This is a genomic window from Poseidonibacter lekithochrous, from assembly GCF_018861145.1.
In the GTDB taxonomy this organism is placed as follows: Bacteria; Campylobacterota; Campylobacteria; order Campylobacterales; family Arcobacteraceae; genus Poseidonibacter; species Poseidonibacter lekithochrous_A.
On the sequence record NZ_JAHKQT010000041.1, the window covers coordinates 1 to 16,594 of the forward strand.

At 26.6% G+C, this 16,594-nt stretch carries 14 protein-coding genes; 12 read left to right on the plus strand and 2 right to left on the minus strand.

The annotated features are described in order from the left end of the window. Positions 1 to 44 precede the first annotated feature (44 nt). A complete protein-coding gene (trmA, locus tag KO488_RS13460) occupies positions 45 to 1,166 on the minus strand; it encodes a tRNA (uridine(54)-C5)-methyltransferase TrmA (protein WP_216059332.1) in 1,122 nt (373 codons plus the stop codon). 55 nt (positions 1,167 to 1,221) lie between these two features. Between trmA and KO488_RS13465 the strand changes: the two genes are divergently transcribed. The 10 genes from KO488_RS13465 (at position 1,222) to KO488_RS13510 (ending at position 13,956) form a co-directional block, all read left to right on the plus strand. Then, on the plus strand, positions 1,222 to 2,841 hold the full coding sequence (locus KO488_RS13465) for a helicase-related protein (protein WP_216059333.1): 1,620 nt from the start codon (positions 1,222 to 1,224) through the stop codon (positions 2,839 to 2,841). An 81-nt stretch (positions 2,842 to 2,922) separates the two neighbouring features. Further along, complete coding sequence (locus KO488_RS13470) at positions 2,923 to 4,872, plus strand: ankyrin repeat domain-containing protein (RefSeq protein WP_216059334.1); 1,950 nt, start codon at positions 2,923 to 2,925, stop codon at positions 4,870 to 4,872. Positions 4,873 to 4,874: 2 nt separating this feature from the next. Continuing rightward, positions 4,875 to 6,176 (plus strand): bifunctional UDP-N-acetylglucosamine diphosphorylase/glucosamine-1-phosphate N-acetyltransferase GlmU, encoded by a 1,302-nt coding sequence (gene glmU / locus KO488_RS13475; RefSeq protein WP_216059335.1) that lies wholly within the window; start codon positions 4,875 to 4,877, stop codon positions 6,174 to 6,176. A gap of 24 nt (positions 6,177 to 6,200) precedes the next feature. Further along, a complete protein-coding gene (coaBC, locus tag KO488_RS13480) occupies positions 6,201 to 7,472 on the plus strand; it encodes a bifunctional phosphopantothenoylcysteine decarboxylase/phosphopantothenate--cysteine ligase CoaBC (protein ID WP_216059336.1) in 1,272 nt (423 codons plus the stop codon). Next, positions 7,465 to 8,148, plus strand: a complete 684-nt coding sequence (locus KO488_RS13485) for a di-trans,poly-cis-decaprenylcistransferase (protein ID WP_216059337.1) — start codon at positions 7,465 to 7,467, stop codon at positions 8,146 to 8,148. Before coaBC ends, KO488_RS13485 begins: the two co-directional genes overlap by 8 nt. Then, positions 8,108 to 8,905 (plus strand): prepilin peptidase, encoded by a 798-nt coding sequence (locus KO488_RS13490; protein ID WP_303572671.1) that lies wholly within the window; start codon positions 8,108 to 8,110, stop codon positions 8,903 to 8,905. Before KO488_RS13485 ends, KO488_RS13490 begins: the two co-directional genes overlap by 41 nt. Continuing rightward, a complete protein-coding gene (locus KO488_RS13495) occupies positions 8,902 to 9,918 on the plus strand; it encodes an LptF/LptG family permease (protein ID WP_216059338.1) in 1,017 nt (338 codons plus the stop codon). The genes KO488_RS13490 and KO488_RS13495 overlap by 4 nt, the downstream gene beginning before the upstream one ends. 8 nt (positions 9,919 to 9,926) lie before the next feature. Further along, on the plus strand, positions 9,927 to 10,649 hold the full coding sequence (gene truA / locus KO488_RS13500) for a tRNA pseudouridine(38-40) synthase TruA (protein ID WP_216059339.1): 723 nt from the start codon (positions 9,927 to 9,929) through the stop codon (positions 10,647 to 10,649). A gap of 1 nt (position 10,650) precedes the next feature. Continuing rightward, on the plus strand, positions 10,651 to 13,188 hold the full coding sequence (locus KO488_RS13505) for a PAS domain-containing protein (RefSeq protein WP_216059340.1): 2,538 nt from the start codon (positions 10,651 to 10,653) through the stop codon (positions 13,186 to 13,188). A 48-nt stretch (positions 13,189 to 13,236) separates the two neighbouring features. Beyond that, positions 13,237 to 13,956, plus strand: coding sequence for a response regulator transcription factor (locus KO488_RS13510; protein ID WP_216059341.1), 720 nt, complete (start codon positions 13,237 to 13,239; stop codon positions 13,954 to 13,956). Positions 13,957 to 13,987: 31 nt separating this feature from the next. Here KO488_RS13510 and KO488_RS13515 read toward each other — a convergent pair whose 3' ends face one another. Continuing rightward, positions 13,988 to 14,932 (minus strand): TAXI family TRAP transporter solute-binding subunit, encoded by a 945-nt coding sequence (locus KO488_RS13515; protein WP_216059342.1) that lies wholly within the window; start codon positions 14,930 to 14,932, stop codon positions 13,988 to 13,990. 256 nt (positions 14,933 to 15,188) lie between these two features. Here KO488_RS13515 and KO488_RS13520 point away from each other — a divergent pair, with 256 nt between their 5' ends. Beyond that, complete coding sequence (locus tag KO488_RS13520; protein WP_216059343.1) at positions 15,189 to 15,980, plus strand: heat-shock protein; 792 nt, start codon at positions 15,189 to 15,191, stop codon at positions 15,978 to 15,980. Positions 15,981 to 15,989: 9 nt separating this feature from the next. Further along, a complete protein-coding gene (gene grpE / locus KO488_RS13525) occupies positions 15,990 to 16,559 on the plus strand; it encodes a nucleotide exchange factor GrpE (RefSeq protein ID WP_216059344.1) in 570 nt (189 codons plus the stop codon). Positions 16,560 to 16,594: the final 35 nt, after the last annotated feature.

Below are 16,594 nucleotides of genomic sequence, written 5' to 3' on the forward strand. Positions count from 1 at the left end.
TATGACATACCAATTCTTAAAGTTAGATTAATTATAATTGTTGTTTATATCTTTTTTAAAATTAATCCAGATTCAATATGATGTGTATATGAAAACTGATCAAATAGTGCGAAGTTTTCAATAGTATGCGTTTTTGTTAATTCTTCTAAATCTCTATGTAATGTTTCAGGATTACATGAAACATATATAATTTGATCAAAATCTTTTACTAAAGCTCTTGTTGTATCATCAAGTCCTGCTCTTGGAGGATCAACAAAAATAGAATCAAAGTCATAATCTTTTAAATTTATATCTTTAAGTCTTGAAAATACTCTTTTTTCTTCTAAAGCTTCTACGAACTCTTCTGCACTCATTCTTATAAATTCTATTTTTGTATTGTTATTTAGCTCGCAGTTTACTTTTGCTGATTTAATTGATGTTTTTGATATTTCAGTTGCTAAGACTTTTCTAAATTTTGATGAAAGAGGAATAGTAAAGTTCCCACCACCACAATATAATTCACATAAATCTTTTGAAGAATCTTTGATATTATTTAAAACCCATTCAATCATTCCTATATTTACTTTTGTATTTGGTTGCGTAAAGCCACCTTCTATGTATCTGAAGTTATAAGTAGAATTGTTAATACTTAGTTTTTCATTTATGTAGTCATTTTCAAGTATTACTTTTTGTTTTCTAGATCGCCCAATTATTTTGATATTAAATTTATCTGATAATTCAAGTGCTAAAGTATTCCAATCTTCTTCAAGTTTTCTGTGATAAATAAGAGTTACTAGCATATCGTTTGTAGTTGAGTTTAAAAACTCTATTGCAAAGAGTTTAAATGAAAGTATTTTGTCTTTTTGTATTTCTTCTAATAGTTTTGGCATTAATTTTTGTATGTCAACGCTAACAATTTGGCATGAGTTTATTTCTAATACATTTTTATCAACGCTAGTCATTGCATAAGATAATGTGGCATTATCATCTTCATCAAAGTTTTTCCATATTTTAAACTCAGCTCTGTTTCTAAAGTTTTGCTCATCACCTCTTACAATATCAAAATCAATATCTGTAAAGTTTGAAAAACGTTCTTTTTCTCTTTGTATTTTTAAGTCTAATTGACCTTCATATCCAATATCATGTATTGTACATGATCCACATTTACCAAAATATTCACAATTCATCAACTATCCTTAGCTATTTAATGCGATATTATATTCAATTGATTATAATACGCACATGAAAGAAAATTGGCAAGAACAACTACACACTTTATTAAACTGTGATTTAAAAGAATTATATCCGTTAGCTCGAAGCTTAAACAGAAAACTAGAGTTTTATGTGGGACCTACAAACTCGGGTAAAACCTATAATGCAATGCAAGAATTAAAGCAAGCAAATTCAGGACTTTATTTAGCACCTCTTAGATTATTAGCACTTGAAGGATATGAAGGCTTAAAAAAAGATGGCATAGAAGCTTCTCTTATTACTGGTGAAGAACAAATGTTAAATGATGACGCAGCTCATGTATGTTCAACTATTGAAATGATTGACTATGATTTAGATGTTGACGTGTGCGTTATTGATGAAGTTCAAATGTTAGCTGATATTGATAGAGGCTGGGCATGGGTTAATGCAATTATAGGATGTCCTGCTAAAAGAGTAATAATGACAGGTTCAGTTAATGCACTTGAGGCTATTAAAAAAATAGCTACTTACTTAGGAGAAGAATTAGAAGTAGTAAGACATAAAAGAAAAACAGAACTAAAAGTAAATGAGAAATATACTTCTTTAGATAATCTAGAAGAAGGAACTGCTCTCATAGCTTTCTCACGTGCTGATGTTTTAAAGCTAAGACATAGATTAAAAAAGAATTATACAGTATCTGTAATTTACGGAAACCTTTCTCCTGAAGTAAGACGTGATGAAGCTAGAAAGTTTAGAGAAAAGAAAAGCCAAGTTTTAATAGCAACTGATGCAATTGCAATGGGATTAAATCTTCCTATTAAAACTATTTTATTCACAACTGATACAAAATTTGATGGAATTTCAAGAAGAAAAATCAATGTTAATGAAATAGTTCAAATTGCAGGTCGTGCTGGAAGATATGGACATTTTGAAGCTGGATTCTTAGGAGCTACAAGAAGAGATATTTTAAAACATATAAGTGAAGAATTTAAGCAACCTATTAAAACAATAAAACCACCTTTTAGAGTTAAGATAAATGCACAACAATTAGAGTCTCTGTCTTCACATATAAAAACAACTTCTTTAACAAAGATACTAAAGTTTTTTGCTGAGAATATGTCTTTTAGTGGTCCTTTTGTAGCTGCAAATATTTCATCTATGATTACAGCTTCAAAAATAGTTGATACAAGGTTTTCTATGAAACTTGAAGATAAGTATTTACTTGCACAAGCTCCAATTACAACTAAATCTCCTATTATTTTGCAAGCTTATGAAGCTTATATTGCAGCTGTTGTAAAACAAAAAGTATGTAGGTACAAACCTTCTATTACTCTTCCTAAAAAAGCTATAACTCAAAAAGATTTACTTTTAGTTGAAGATGAAGTGAAAAAAATATCATTATATTTATGGTTATCATATAAGCTTCCTGAAATTTTCCCTGACCACGATAAAGCATATATTTTAAGAAATACCTTTAACTCTTTTATTGAAACGTCTTTAAAAGGTAAAATTATTCAAATAGAAACTCCAAGACGAAATGATTTTAAGAAAAGGACCGATGAAAAAAGACCAAGAAGAGATAATAGAAGTTCTTCATCAAAAGATGAAAAAGAGTTAAGACCAAGACGAGCTAGAAGTGAATTTAAACCTAGAAGAAGAAGGCGAGATTAGTTTAAGTAAAATATTTTAATTAAAAATTAGTTAAAATAAAACTAATACTGCAAAGTCTTATCTTTAATATAAAGGAATCTATTGTTTAAATTATTCAGAAATAGTACAAATGAAGCATTTCAAAAAGAACTATTTAGTGATGATATAAATATAAATCAAATCCAAAAAGATATTGATAACGGTATTGATATAAACACAATAGATGAAGATGGAAGAACACTTCTTTTCCCTCTTTGTCTAAAGAAAAAACTTAAAGCAATAAAAATTCTAATAAAAAATGGCATTGATTTAAATATTGAAGATAAATATGGACGAACTGTTCTTGATGATGTAGTTCATCGTTCAGATGGTGTAATGATTAGGTATTTACTAGAAAATGGCTTTGATATTAACCATAAAAACTCAAGTAATAGAACAATCCTCCAAAATGTAGCCTTAGAAGGTAACTATAAAATATTTCAAATTTTAATGTCTTATCATCCAAATTATGATGCAGTTGATAGTTATGGTAGAACTGTATTATTTGATGCCGTTGAGGGTGGGAATGTAAGAATAGTAAGAGAATTAGTAAATCATATATCAGACATTGATATTCTTGATGAAGATAATGAAACACCTCTTTTTAAAGCTGTTTTAAAAGAAAATAGTAAAATGTCTGAAGTTTTAATTCTCTTTGGGATGGACTTAAATATTTTAGATAATCATGGAAGAAATGCTTTATTTAATACAGTGCTATTAGGGGATAATAATATTGATATTTTAAAGTTGATGATAAAAAAGAAAATAAATATCAATCAAACAGATATAAATGATGAAAATATTTTAGATGAAATTTTATATATCTTAGAACTACAACTTCAACCTGCAAAAAAATTATTGCAGTTGGAAGGTAACTACTCTTTAATCACAAAACAAACACAATATTTAAACCTAGCAAAAGTTTTAATAGAAAATGGACTTGAAATAAATAAAATGGATGATTATGGTGTTACAACTTTAAGTAAAGAAGTTGAAAAGAAAAACTATGAACATATAGAGTTTTTAATAAATTGTGGTGCGGATGTTAATCTTAAAAATATAAATGGAAAGACTTTATTACTAAATGAAGTGATGAAAGGAAACTCAAACTATAAAATGATTAACTTCTTAATTAATCATGGAGCTGATATTGATTTAGAAGATGCAGATGAAAAGACAATAATTGATGATTTAGTAGATATTATACTAATTCAAAAAGGCTTTAAAGAAGAAGATTTTGAAAAATATCCAGATATCTATGAAGAAGAGGATTATGTATTATTGTTAAAAAAAATGTTATCTTTTAGACCTAAGTTAGATAAGAGAAGATCAGATGGAAGAAATATACTATTTGATGTAATTACTTATAATGATTTTGATACGATAAGATTACTTTTAAATTATGGGATAGACCCTAATGTTGTAGATAATGAAGGAAATACGCCTTTATCAGTTTTAGTAGATGATGGATTAAAATTAGAAGATAGCAAAGAGCGAGAACTTTTTTTAGAACGTTTAGTTTTTTTATTAAAGTTTAGAGTAAATGTAGATATTCAAGATAAAAATGGTTATACAGTATTTCACAAAACTGTAATAGCAGATGATTTAGGAGTAGTTGAAAAACTTCTTACAAAAAAAGCAGATTTAACACTTACAGATAATCAAGGAAGAACAGCACTTCATCATACTCAATGGAATGGTAACCATAAAATTGCAAGATGGTTAATAGCAGCAGGTGCTGATATTAATCAGATAGATAAATCAGGCTTTACTCTTTTAAATTATGCAGCATTATTTGGACATATAGATTTAGCAGTGACTCTTATTAAATCTGGCGTTCTAATGTACAATAGAAAGAAAAAAAGTGCAAAAGTTGCAAAACTTTTAAAAGAAAAAGAAAAAAATCTTGATAAATTACTAATAAATAATATTATAGATGATAAAATGCAAAATGCATTAAAAGAAGTAGTAGAAAATACTAGAAGAGAAATTAACGAAGCATTAGAAGGATAAAAATGAGCAATAAATCAATAATTATATTAGCCGCAGGTGCAGGTACAAGAATGAAGTCAACAACTCCAAAGGTTTTACATAAAATCTCTGGAAAAGAGATGCTTTATTATTCTATAAAAGAAGCATTAAAATTAAGTGATGATATTACTGTTGTTCTTTTTCACCAAGCTGAACGTGTACAAGCTGCGATGGAAAAATATTTTTCAAATATAAATTATGTGATTCAAGATCATGAAAATTATCCAGGAACTGGTGGTGCGGTTATGGGAATAACTCCAAAATATGAAGAAGTATTAGTATTGAATGGTGATATGCCTTTAATTCAAGCTACTGAATTAAAAAAGTTTGATATAGATGCAACTATTGTAATGTCTGTATTAGAACTTGAAAGTGCTGATGGTTATGGTAGAGTTATTGTTGAAAATGGATCTGTTAAAAAGATTGTGGAGCAAAAAGATGCTTCTTTAGAAGAATTAGCAGTTACAACTGCAAATGCAGGTATTTATCAGTTTAATACAAAATTCTTACTTGAAAACTTACCAAAACTTTCAAATGACAATGCACAAGCAGAGTACTATATAACAGATTTAATTGAAATGGCAATTAATCAAGGAAAGGTTTTAAAACCACTTGCAGTTAATGTTGAGAACTTTAAAGGTGTTAATTCAAAAGTAGAGCTAGCAGATGCAGAAGTAATTCATCAAAATAGATTAAAACATGAGTTTTTAAAAGCTGGTGTTATTATGAGACTACCTGATACTATTTATATAGAAGAGGGTGTTACAATTGAGGGTGAGTCTATTTTAGAAAATGGAGTTACACTTTTAGGTAATGCAAAGATTATAAATTCACATATTAAAACAAATTCTATAGTAGAAGACTCGATTATTGAAGATTCAGATATTGGACCAATGGCAAGAGTAAGACCAGGTTCAGAGCTTAATGGAACACATCTAGGAAACTTTGTTGAAACAAAAAAAGCAAAATTAAACGGTGTAAAAGCAGGACATTTAACATATCTTGGGGATTGTGAAATTAATGAAGGAACAAATATTGGTTGTGGAACAATTACTTGTAATTATGATGGTATTAATAAATACAAAACTATTATTGGTAAAAATGTATTCGTAGGTTCAGATACACAGTTTATAGCTCCAGTTACAATTGAAGATAATACAATGATAGGTGCAGGAAGTACTGTTACATCTGATGTTAAAGAAGGTGAACTTTATACAAGTCGTGCTAAAAAAAGAGTAGTTGCTGGATATTATGACAAACACTTTTCTGCAAAAAAAATAAAGTAAAAATTTAAAACAAAGATAAATGATATGCTATTAAAAGATAAAAAAATACTTGTTGGAGTTACTGGCTCAATTGCAATATATAAAAGTTTAGAATTAATTAGACTTTATATAAAAGCAGGTGCAAAGGTGCGTGTAATTATGACAGAAGGTGCGAAGAAGTTTATCTCACCTATAACTTTTGAAGCAATATCTCAAAGTAAAGTTTTAGATGAGCTAAATGAAAATTGGGATAAAAATCAAGATTATAATCACATAGATATTGGTAAATGGTCAGATATTTTTGTAATAGCACCATGTTCTGCTAATACTATTAATAAACTATCAAATGGTTTAGCTGACAATTTACTTCTTCAAACTGCTTTAGCATATCCTAGAATTAAGATACTTGCACCTGCTGCAAACACTATGATGCTTAAAAACCCAATTACGCAAGCTAGTTTAAAAATGTTAAAACTTTGTAATTTTGAAATTATTTCATCAGTTACAAAAGAGTTGGTTTGTAAAGATGTAGGTGATGGAGCGATGGCTGAACCTATTGATATATTTAATGCAACAGTTAGAGAATTACTAAAAGATGAGTATTGGGTAAATAGAAAAGTTGTATTAAGTGGTGGTGGAACAATTGAAAAAATTGATGAGGTTAGATATATTTCAAACTTCTCATCTGGAAAAATGGCAGCATCAATGGCAAAAGCTTTATATTTTAAAGGTGCTGATGTTTGCTTAGTTAGTTCACGTGGATATGAAGAAATTCCTAAAGATATTCATGTTATTAATGTACAAAGTTCAAAAGAAATGCAAGGTTATCTAGCAGATGCTCTTAGAGTTGCTAAAAAAGGTACATTGACAAAAACTACACTTATGGATTCTTCAAGACCTGAGTTGATAATTAAACGGCCATTTTTATTTATGGTTGCCGCTGTAAGTGATTATATTCCATCATTTCCTCAAAGTGGAAAAATGAAAAAAGATATGATAGGAGAAACATGGAATTTAGAGTTAAAACAAAATATTGATATTTTAGAATCTTTAGATAAAAATGATTTAATAACAATAGGTTTTAAAGCTGAAATGGACAAATCATCTGCTTTAAACTCAGCAACAACAATGTTAGAAAAAAAGAATTTAGATGGGGTATGTTTAAATATCTTAGATGATTCAAATAGTTTTGGTACAGATGATAATGCGATTGAATTAATTTTAAAAGACAATTCATATAAATTTAAAGGTACAAAACTAGATATCTCTATTGAAATTTTAACAAAATTAGAAAAAGAGTTTAATCATTATGAATAATACGGTACCCGCACATATAGCAATGATTATGGATGGAAATGGAAGATGGGCAAAAGAGAGAAATCTGAAAAGAACAGCAGGTCATAGTGCAGGTGCAGAAGTTGTTCGAAAGATTACTATTCATTGTGGAAATATTGGAGTTAAGTATTTAACTTTATATGCATTTTCAACTGAAAATTGGCAAAGACCAAAATTAGAAGTTGAGTTCTTGATGAAACTTCTTGAGAAATATTTAAAACAAGAATTACCAGTATATTTAGAAAATGGTATAAAATTAAAGACAATTGGAGATATCTCAAGATTTTCTAAATCTTTACAAAAAACTATCAAAGAAACAGAAGATAAAACAGCACATGGTACAAAATTAACACAAGTATTAGCTTTAAATTATGGTTCAAAAGATGAAATAGTAAGAGCTGTAAAAAGGTTAAACTCAAAAAACCTTGAAGTGAGTGAAGAAAATATAGAAGAGAATTTAGATACAGCTGGTATGCCAAATGTTGATATTTTGATTAGAACAAGCGGTGAAGTTCGACTTTCAAATTATCTTTTATGGCAAAATGCTTATGCTGAGATGTTCTTTACAAATACATATTGGCCTGATTTCAATGAAAATGAATTAGATGATATTATAAGTGATTTTAACAATAGAGAGAGAAGATTTGGAGGTATTTAGCTTCATCTTTGGTGCAGTTATTGGATCATTTTTAAATGTATTAATACTTCGTCTCCCTTTAAATAAATCTGTTGTAGTTCCTCGAAGTTCCTGTCCTTCTTGTAAGCATATAATTGCATGGTATTATAATATTCCTCTTTTATCATTTCTTTTTCTAAAAGCAAAATGTGCTTATTGTAAAGAAAAAATATCTTCACAATATTTTATAGTTGAATTATTAAGTGCAGTTTTATCACTTTGTCTTTTTCTAAAGCTTGGTCTTAGTTATGAATTCTTATATATGAGTTTATTAATTTATGTTTGTATTACTCTTTCATTTATAGATTTTAAATATAAAGCAGTTCCTGATTATCTACTTTTAATAGTCTTAATTTTATCTTTTTTTGCTACATCTTTTTCTTTGATGGATTCTTTTAAAAATGCATTTTTATTTGCAGGAGCCTTTGTATTACTCAATTTTTTTATAACTTTTTATATCCAAAATATTAAAGCTAAGATTTTAAAAGATGATGCCTTAAAAACTCAAGAGGCTTTAGGGGAGGGGGATATCCCAATTATTGCAACAATTGCAGTGATTTTAGGAGTAAAAGGTGCACTGTTGGCTATATTTTTAGCAGCAATTTTTGCTATAATACCTTCACTTTATTCTAATCTTGTAAAAAAAGATATTCAAACGCCTTTTATTCCATATTTAATTTTAGGAATGATAAGTGTTTATTTTTTTGATTTAGAAAATATTTTAAAGGTACTTTTTTGAAATTAAAACAATATTTATATTCACAACTATCAATTACATTTTTCCCAATATTCTTAGGACTGTATTTTATTACATCTATAGTTTTTTTAGTGAAAATTGCTTCTTTAACCTCTATTATAACTATTAACTTTATTGAGTTATTTACTTTATATGCTTATGTAATTCCTCAAATTTTATTTTATACTATGCCTATTTCTTTTTTCATATCACTAGTTATTACGCTTTCAAAACTTTCAAGTGAGTATGAACTTACTGTTATTACCTCTTTTGGTTTAAATCCAGTGAAAATATTAAAGATATTTTTACCTCTAACTCTTATCTTATCAAGTGCACTTTTAGTAATTTCTGTTGGGCTAATTCCAAAGACTAAGTTTTTAACAAAACAGTTCCTAGATGTAAAAACAAAAGAAGCAAACTTTAATATTAAAGCTAGCGAGTTTGGACAAAAGTTTGGAGATTGGCTAATTTATATAAATAGCAAAGAAGATAAAATCTATAATGAAGTGAAATTATTTAAAACAGAAAAAGGAAAGGAACAATTTATATTAGGTAAAACAGCTGTTTTAAATAATGATAAAGGTGATCTTAGTTTTAAACTTAAAGAAGGAAAAGCTTTTTATATCGATGAATCAGAAGTAAATCAAATCAATTTTGAATCAATGTACATTAATGATTCAATAGCAGGAAGTAAATTAGGAATATTTACTACAACTTATGCTTATTGGAAAGATAGACTAAAAAGAAATGTTGATATTGATGATTTAAGTTTTTTTGTTTTAACATCACTTTTTCCTGTATTATCACTTTTTTTAGTAATCACATTTGGATACTTTAATCCAAGATATGAGAAAAATAGAGCTGTATCCTATTCTCTTGTTGCAGTTGTTTTATACTATGTTTTAATTAAAGCAATAGGAGATTCAATTCTTCTTCATGCACTGTATTTAATACCAATTCTTTGGTTGGCTGGAACTTATTATTTATATACAAAAACTGTAAAAAAAGAGTATTAGAAGATTTTATGAATTTAAAATTTCTTATCTCGTATGATGGCTCTTTATACAAAGGGTCTCAAAAACAACCTAATAAGCAAACAATAGAAGATAAACTTTTACAAGCTTTTAAAAGAATAAATATTGATACTAAGATTATATTAAGTGGCAGAACTGATAAAGATGTCCATGCAACTGGACAAGTTTTTAACTGCATTGTTCCAGATTTTTGGAATAATTTTTCAAAATTAAAAGCTACATTAAATCAACAACTTCCTTCTTCAATAAGAGTGCATCATATTAAAAAAGTAAAAGAAGATTTTCACTCAAGGTTTCATGCGAAAAAAAGAGTTTATAGATATCTTGTAACTACAAAAAATATTACAGCTTTTAATAATAACTTTATAACAGAAGTAAAAAGTATAGATGAACAAAAAATAAAAGAAGCAATAAAAGAGTTTATAGGTGTACATGATTTTGAATATTTTCATAAACAAGGGAGTGATAAAGATATAACAGTTCGAGAAATCTTTGATACTAAGTTTTATAAATATAAAGATATTTATGTATTTAAATTTACTGCAAATTCATACTTAAGATCACAAATAAGATTAATGGTTGGTTTTTTACTAAAAATTTCTGAAGGAAAATTAAATCTTGAAGATTTAAAATTACAACTAAAAAAAGAAAAAAATATTCATAGATTACCCGCTTTGGCAAATGGATTATATTTAGCAAAAGTGATATATTAAAATGTTTTTTAAAAAGAAAAAGTTTTATACACTAGGGGATATTCAGAATCAGATAGTTTATACTCCTTTGATTTTCGTAATTTTTCTAGCAATTATCTCTTCTTTGACTGTTTTCTTTTTTTTTAGTTATCAAGAAAAGAGTAAGACTAAACTTTTAATTCAAAGTGAAACTTTTTATAAGAAAGAAGAATTAAAAAACTATATCAATAATATCAAATACAATACAAGTGCAAGTTTTGACGATATTGAAATCGAACTAAGCAATAACGTATATGAAATAAATGGTTATATAAAGTCTTCTAAATTTGAAAATAAAGAATTAGATTTTGAAAAACTAAAAAATTATATTATAAGTATTGAAAAACAAAAAGATATAAAGTTTTTACTTTTTGATACAAAAGATTATAAAGTTTTACATGGAAAAATATTAGTTGAAAATCTTGCAAAACTCACTAATTCAAAAATCAATACGAATAGATTTAGAAAGCATATGTTAAATAATATTCAATATATGGGTGACAATAATCTGATGTATTGGATTGATAATTCAAAAGAAAATATTCAACTAAGTTACTTTAAATATGTAAAGGATAAAGAACTATTTTTAGGAGCTTTTTCAAAAGTTGATGATATGAATCTTTTAACAAAAAAAGTAATACTTGATACAATCTTAGCTAAAAGTAAAAATATAAATAATGCATATTTTTATTTTTATGATAAAAAGAAAGAAACAGTTTTTAATTTCTATGGAAAGGGTAAAGAGTTAAAAGTAGAGAAAATTAGAGATTTTAATTTGATAAAAGATAATAGTCTCACTTATACTTTTCAAAAATATGAATATGAAATATTTGTAAAAGAAACATTTTTAGAAGATGAAATTAAAAAAATAAAAGGTGATTATGAATATAAGATAATAATGAGTTTATTAACCATTATTTTTGTGGCACTTTTATTAATTACTACATCAAATATTTTTGCAAGATTTATAAATACTATTTTTAACAGATATAATAAAAGAATTGAAACAAAAAGTATATTATATAAAAAATGGAAAGATAGATACGGATTAGCTATTATTGCTTCAAATGATGGTTTATGGGATATAAATCTTGAAACCAATGAAATATTTTTTTCAAATAAATGGCTTGATATGTTTGGATACAAAAGAGATGATATTCAAAACGTTGATCAATGGCTTGATTTAATACATAAAGATGATAAAGAAAAAGTACTAAAAAAATTTAAATCTCATATTAAATCAAAAACAGCTCATTTTATCTGTGAGTATAGATTAAAAACAAAACAAAATCAATTTAAATGGATATTAGTAAGAGGAAAAGCTTTTAAAAAAGATGATTCCAATAGAATGCTAATGATGTCAATGGATATTGATAATAGAATGAAGTTAACTAAAGAGTTAAGAAATGTTGAATTATTAACAGACTTTGGACGAATTGTAGTTTTTAGATGGCTTAATGATGACAAACTTACTGTAAAATTTGTTTCAAACAGTGTTAACTCATATGGTTATACTGCGAGTGATTTTGAAAATGGTGATATTGAATATTTTGATTTAGTACATCAAGATGATATTTCAAAATTAAAAGATGTGATTGAAAATGCAATCAAAAATGATGCAAACTCTTTTACAAATATACATAGAATAGTGGACAGTTTAGGTAATGTAAAATGGGTTTATAATCGAACAATTTTGATTAAAGACGATCACGGTAAAGTTAGAAGTTTATATGGTTATTTAACTGATATTACAAAGATAAAACTAAATGAAGAGGAGCTAAAACAAAGAGTTGAAATCGAAGTAGATAAAAATATCAAAAAAGATAGACTTTTAGTTCAGCAAAATAAACTAGCTTCAATGGGTGAAATGTTAGGGAATATCTCTCATCAATGGAGACAGCCTTTAAATAATATAAACTTATTACTATATTTTATAAGAGACAATTATAAAAACTTTTCACAAGAAGAGTTAAATGATTCTATTAAAAGTGCAAAGATACAAATTGATTATATGTCTCAAACTATTGATGATTTTAGAAATTTTTATCAACCGACAAAAGATAAAAAAATATTTGATGTAAAAGATTCAATCATAAGAAGTTCTAAAATTATTCTCTCTTTATTTGAAAGAAATAATATTCTTCTTGAAATAAATGGTCTTAATGTTCAAATAAATAGTTATGAAAATGAATTTGAACAAGTAATTGTAAATATTTTAAATAATGCAAGTGATGCAAAATTAATAAAAGATAAAGAAGAAAAATTTAAAGCAAAAGTAATAGTAGGTATTTCTAAAGATGATGAATTTATTATTATCTCAATATCAAATAATTGCGGAAATGCAAAAGAACAAGTTTTGGAAAAAATGTTTGAACCTTATTTTACAACAAAATTTGAAAATCAAGGTACGGGAATAGGTCTTTATATGTCAAAAACAATTATAGAAAAAAATATGGAAGGAACTATTGATGCATTTAATAAAGATGATGGAGTTGAATTTATTATCAAATTAAAGTGTTAATTTAAGTTTTGATATAATCAATATACTATAGAAAATGGAAGAAGAAAAATGAGTAATATAACAACAAGAGTACTTTTAGTCGAAGATGAAGATGTAGCAAGAAAAACGCTTGCTTTTTATTTAAATACTATTTTTGATGAAGTAGTTTTAGCTTGTGATGGAAAAGAGGGTTTCTCAATTTTAAAAGAGAATATTGATAATGATAAAACATTTGATTTAGTTTTAACAGATTTAAAAATGCCAAATGTAGATGGTATGGGAATGATTGACTTAATTAGAGAAGTAATACCTAATCAAAGATTTATAATTGTAAGTGCTCATAAAAATGAAGAAGATTTATTAAAATTAATTAACTTACGAGTTCTAGGGTACTTCTTAAAACCTTTAAATATTGATAATATGATGGAAATGTTAAAAAAAGCAAAAGAAGAAGTTTTAGAAGATAAGAAAGAGTCTTTTTCTAAAAATAATTTAATAACTTTAAATAAAACATATACATATGATTTATCAAGTCATAAACTTTATAATAACGAATCAATTGTAAAACTTTCTAAAAAAGAATTAGATATTTTGCAAGTATTAATTAAATCTATTGGTGAAGTAATCTCAGTTGAGAAATTTAAAGAAGCAGTTTGGAATGATATAAATACAAATGACTCTGCATTTAGAACAGTTATGAAAAGATTAAAAGATAAAGTTATTGATGATGATTTTATTATTTCTCATAAAGGTTATGGTTATATAATTGAAAAGCCTTTTGTTAAATAAATAGCATCTTATATAAAATATAAAAGCAAGATTATAATAATCCTGCTTCTTTAAAATACCTTTTTGCACCCTCATGTAGTGGAGCTGATAAACCTTCTAATAAAGATTGTTTTGTTATATTACTATAAGCTGGATGAAGCTTTTTAAATTTATCAAAATTTTCTAAAATAGCTTTTACCATAGTATATACAGCTTTCTCACTTACATCATCACTTGTAATTAAAACTGCTTTTACTCCAAATGTTGGAATATCATTAGGATTCCCTTTATACATTCCAGCAGGAACATCTGCTTTTGCAAAGTAAGGATACTTTTTAATAAGAGCATCAATATTTGGACCATTAAGTGGAGTAATTCTTGCATCCACAGAATTTGTTGCATCTTTAATATTTGCAGTTGGATGACCTACCATATAAAAGTATCCATCAATTTTATTTTCTTTTAATGCATCAGGCATTTCAGAAGCTTTTAGTGTTCCTGCAAATTCTAAATCTTCTTTTTTAATACCACTTGCTTCAAATAGAGTTAAAGTAGTTGCTTCATTACCAGAACCTGGGTTTCCTAAGTTAATTCTTTTACCTTTAATATCAGTTATATTATTAATATTTGCATCTTTTCTTGTAACTAGTGTTAATAATTCAGGATAAATAGCCATAACAGATTTTAATTTTTTAATTGAGTTACCTTTAAAATCTCCAGTACCTTTTGAAGCTTGATAGACAACATCAGATTGTGCAATACCAAAATCTAAATTGCCATTTTTAATTGTATTAATATTATATACCGAACCAGCCGTTGATTCAACAGAACATCTAATTTTAGTTTCTTTTTTGTATTTATTTACGAGTCTGCAGATTGCTCCACCCGTTGGATAGTAAGTTCCAGTAACTCCTCCTGTCCCAATAGTTACAAATTCAGCAGAAAATGAAGGGATTATTAAAGCAGTTAAAATTGATGTTTTAGCAAATAGTTTCATTTTTTCTCCTATTTTCATTTTATAAAATAAATATATTTTATTTAAGTATATCATATTTTTTAATCAATTTTATATAAGTTTTGCAAGACAATTTCTTATTATTTAAATAATAGTAAAATTAGTAAGCCCGATATTTAGGAGTTTTGGCAGATAAAAAAACTTTTTATTAAAACTACTTGACAAATATACACTCAATAGGTTATAATTCTTTAGCAGTTTAAGACAATGAGTGCTAATAAATTAAAATGGTTGTAAAATGATTGATAAGAAAGAGTTTTTATTACAGTCTATTATTAAAGCGTATATAGAACACTTAGAACCAATAGGTTCTACACAGTTAAAATCTATGTATGATATCACTTATTCTCCTGCAACAATTAGAGGATACTTTAAAAAATTAGGTGATGAAGGTTATCTAGCTCAAGAGCATATTAGTAGTGGAAGAACTCCAACAACTGAAGCTTTAAAAGAGTATTGGAAAACTAGACTTAATTTTGATGTTTCAGATATAAATTTAAAAGCATTACAATATTTTTCATCTGAAGTAGAAGTATCAGTTTTTATTAAAAAAGAGAAGTCTGACATATTAAAAGAGATTTTAAATGTTGAAGAAAAATATATGATATTAGAGTTTTCTTCATTTGCAATTTCTGTTAAATTCTCAGATGCATTATATAGATTCTTACAAGATATGAGAGGTTTAACTCTAAAAGATATTTTAAGAATCTCAAAAGATGTTGGTGCATACGATGTATGTGATGCAATAAATCAGACTTTACAAAATTCAGATTTTGAAATCTTTAATTCTAAAGAGTTTTTAAATTTGGCATTAAGTTATGATTTTGATGAATTAACTATAAATAAGTTTCTAAAAGGACAAATCTTAGATGATTTAGAAGAAGGTTTATATTTTGAAAACTTCTTACCGATTGGATATATAGGAATTTGTCATTATTGCAAAATTGACAACGAAGATGTGAAGATGTTAGTAATTGGGCAGCTTCCAAAAAATTATGAATATTTTTATAAAAAAATTACAACTTTATAGGAGAAGAACTTGAGTGAAGAAAAAAAAGAAGAATTACAAACAGATGAAGTTTTAGAAACTGAAACTGAAGTATTAGTTGAAGAAGAAACGCCAGTTGTTGAAGAAACAATTGAAAGTGTAAAAGCTGAGTTAGAAGCTAAATTAAAAGAAGCAGAAGATAAATATTTAAGAGTTCATGCTGATTTTGAAAATATTAAAAAAAGATTAGAAAAAGAAAAATATAATGCTATTGATTATGCAAGTGAAAAATTTGCAAAAGATTTATTGGCACCAATTGATACTTTAGAAATGGCATTAGCTGCAGAAGAAGCAGCAGCAGATTTACCAGCTGATGAATTACTTGGAAAATTAAAAGAAGGTGTTGAATTAACAATTAAAAACTTCTACACAGCTTTTGAAAAACATGATATTACTGAAGTTGATACAGATGGTGAGTTTGATCCAAACTTCCATGATGCGGTAATGCAAATAGATAGCCCAGATCATGAAGATGGACATATTGTTCAAAGACTTCAAAAAGGTTATAAGTTTAAAGATAGATTATTAAGACCAGCAATGGTTTCTATTTGTAAGAAATAGATTTAAAATGATGTTGACCGTAATGTCAAAAAACT

What these genes read in the sequence shown, in the direction of transcription:
- KO488_RS13510 (WP_216059341.1), top strand. Translation starts at nt 13,237, where the DNA reads ATGAGTAATATAACAACAAGAGTACTTTTAGTCGAAGATGAAGATGTA.
- glmU (WP_216059335.1), top strand. Translation starts at nt 4,875, where the DNA reads ATGAGCAATAAATCAATAATTATATTAGCCGCAGGTGCAGGTACAAGA.
- KO488_RS13505 (WP_216059340.1), top strand. Translation starts at nt 10,651, where the DNA reads ATGTTTTTTAAAAAGAAAAAGTTTTATACACTAGGGGATATTCAGAAT.
- coaBC (WP_216059336.1), top strand. Translation starts at nt 6,201, where the DNA reads ATGCTATTAAAAGATAAAAAAATACTTGTTGGAGTTACTGGCTCAATT.
- trmA (WP_216059332.1), bottom strand. Translation starts at nt 1,166, where the DNA reads ATGAATTGTGAATATTTTGGTAAATGTGGATCATGTACAATACATGAT.
- KO488_RS13515 (WP_216059342.1), bottom strand. Translation starts at nt 14,932, where the DNA reads ATGAAACTATTTGCTAAAACATCAATTTTAACTGCTTTAATAATCCCT.
- KO488_RS13520 (WP_216059343.1), top strand. Translation starts at nt 15,189, where the DNA reads ATGATTGATAAGAAAGAGTTTTTATTACAGTCTATTATTAAAGCGTAT.
- KO488_RS13485 (WP_216059337.1), top strand. Translation starts at nt 7,465, where the DNA reads ATGAATAATACGGTACCCGCACATATAGCAATGATTATGGATGGAAAT.
- KO488_RS13465 (WP_216059333.1), top strand. Translation starts at nt 1,222, where the DNA reads ATGAAAGAAAATTGGCAAGAACAACTACACACTTTATTAAACTGTGAT.
- truA (WP_216059339.1), top strand. Translation starts at nt 9,927, where the DNA reads ATGAATTTAAAATTTCTTATCTCGTATGATGGCTCTTTATACAAAGGG.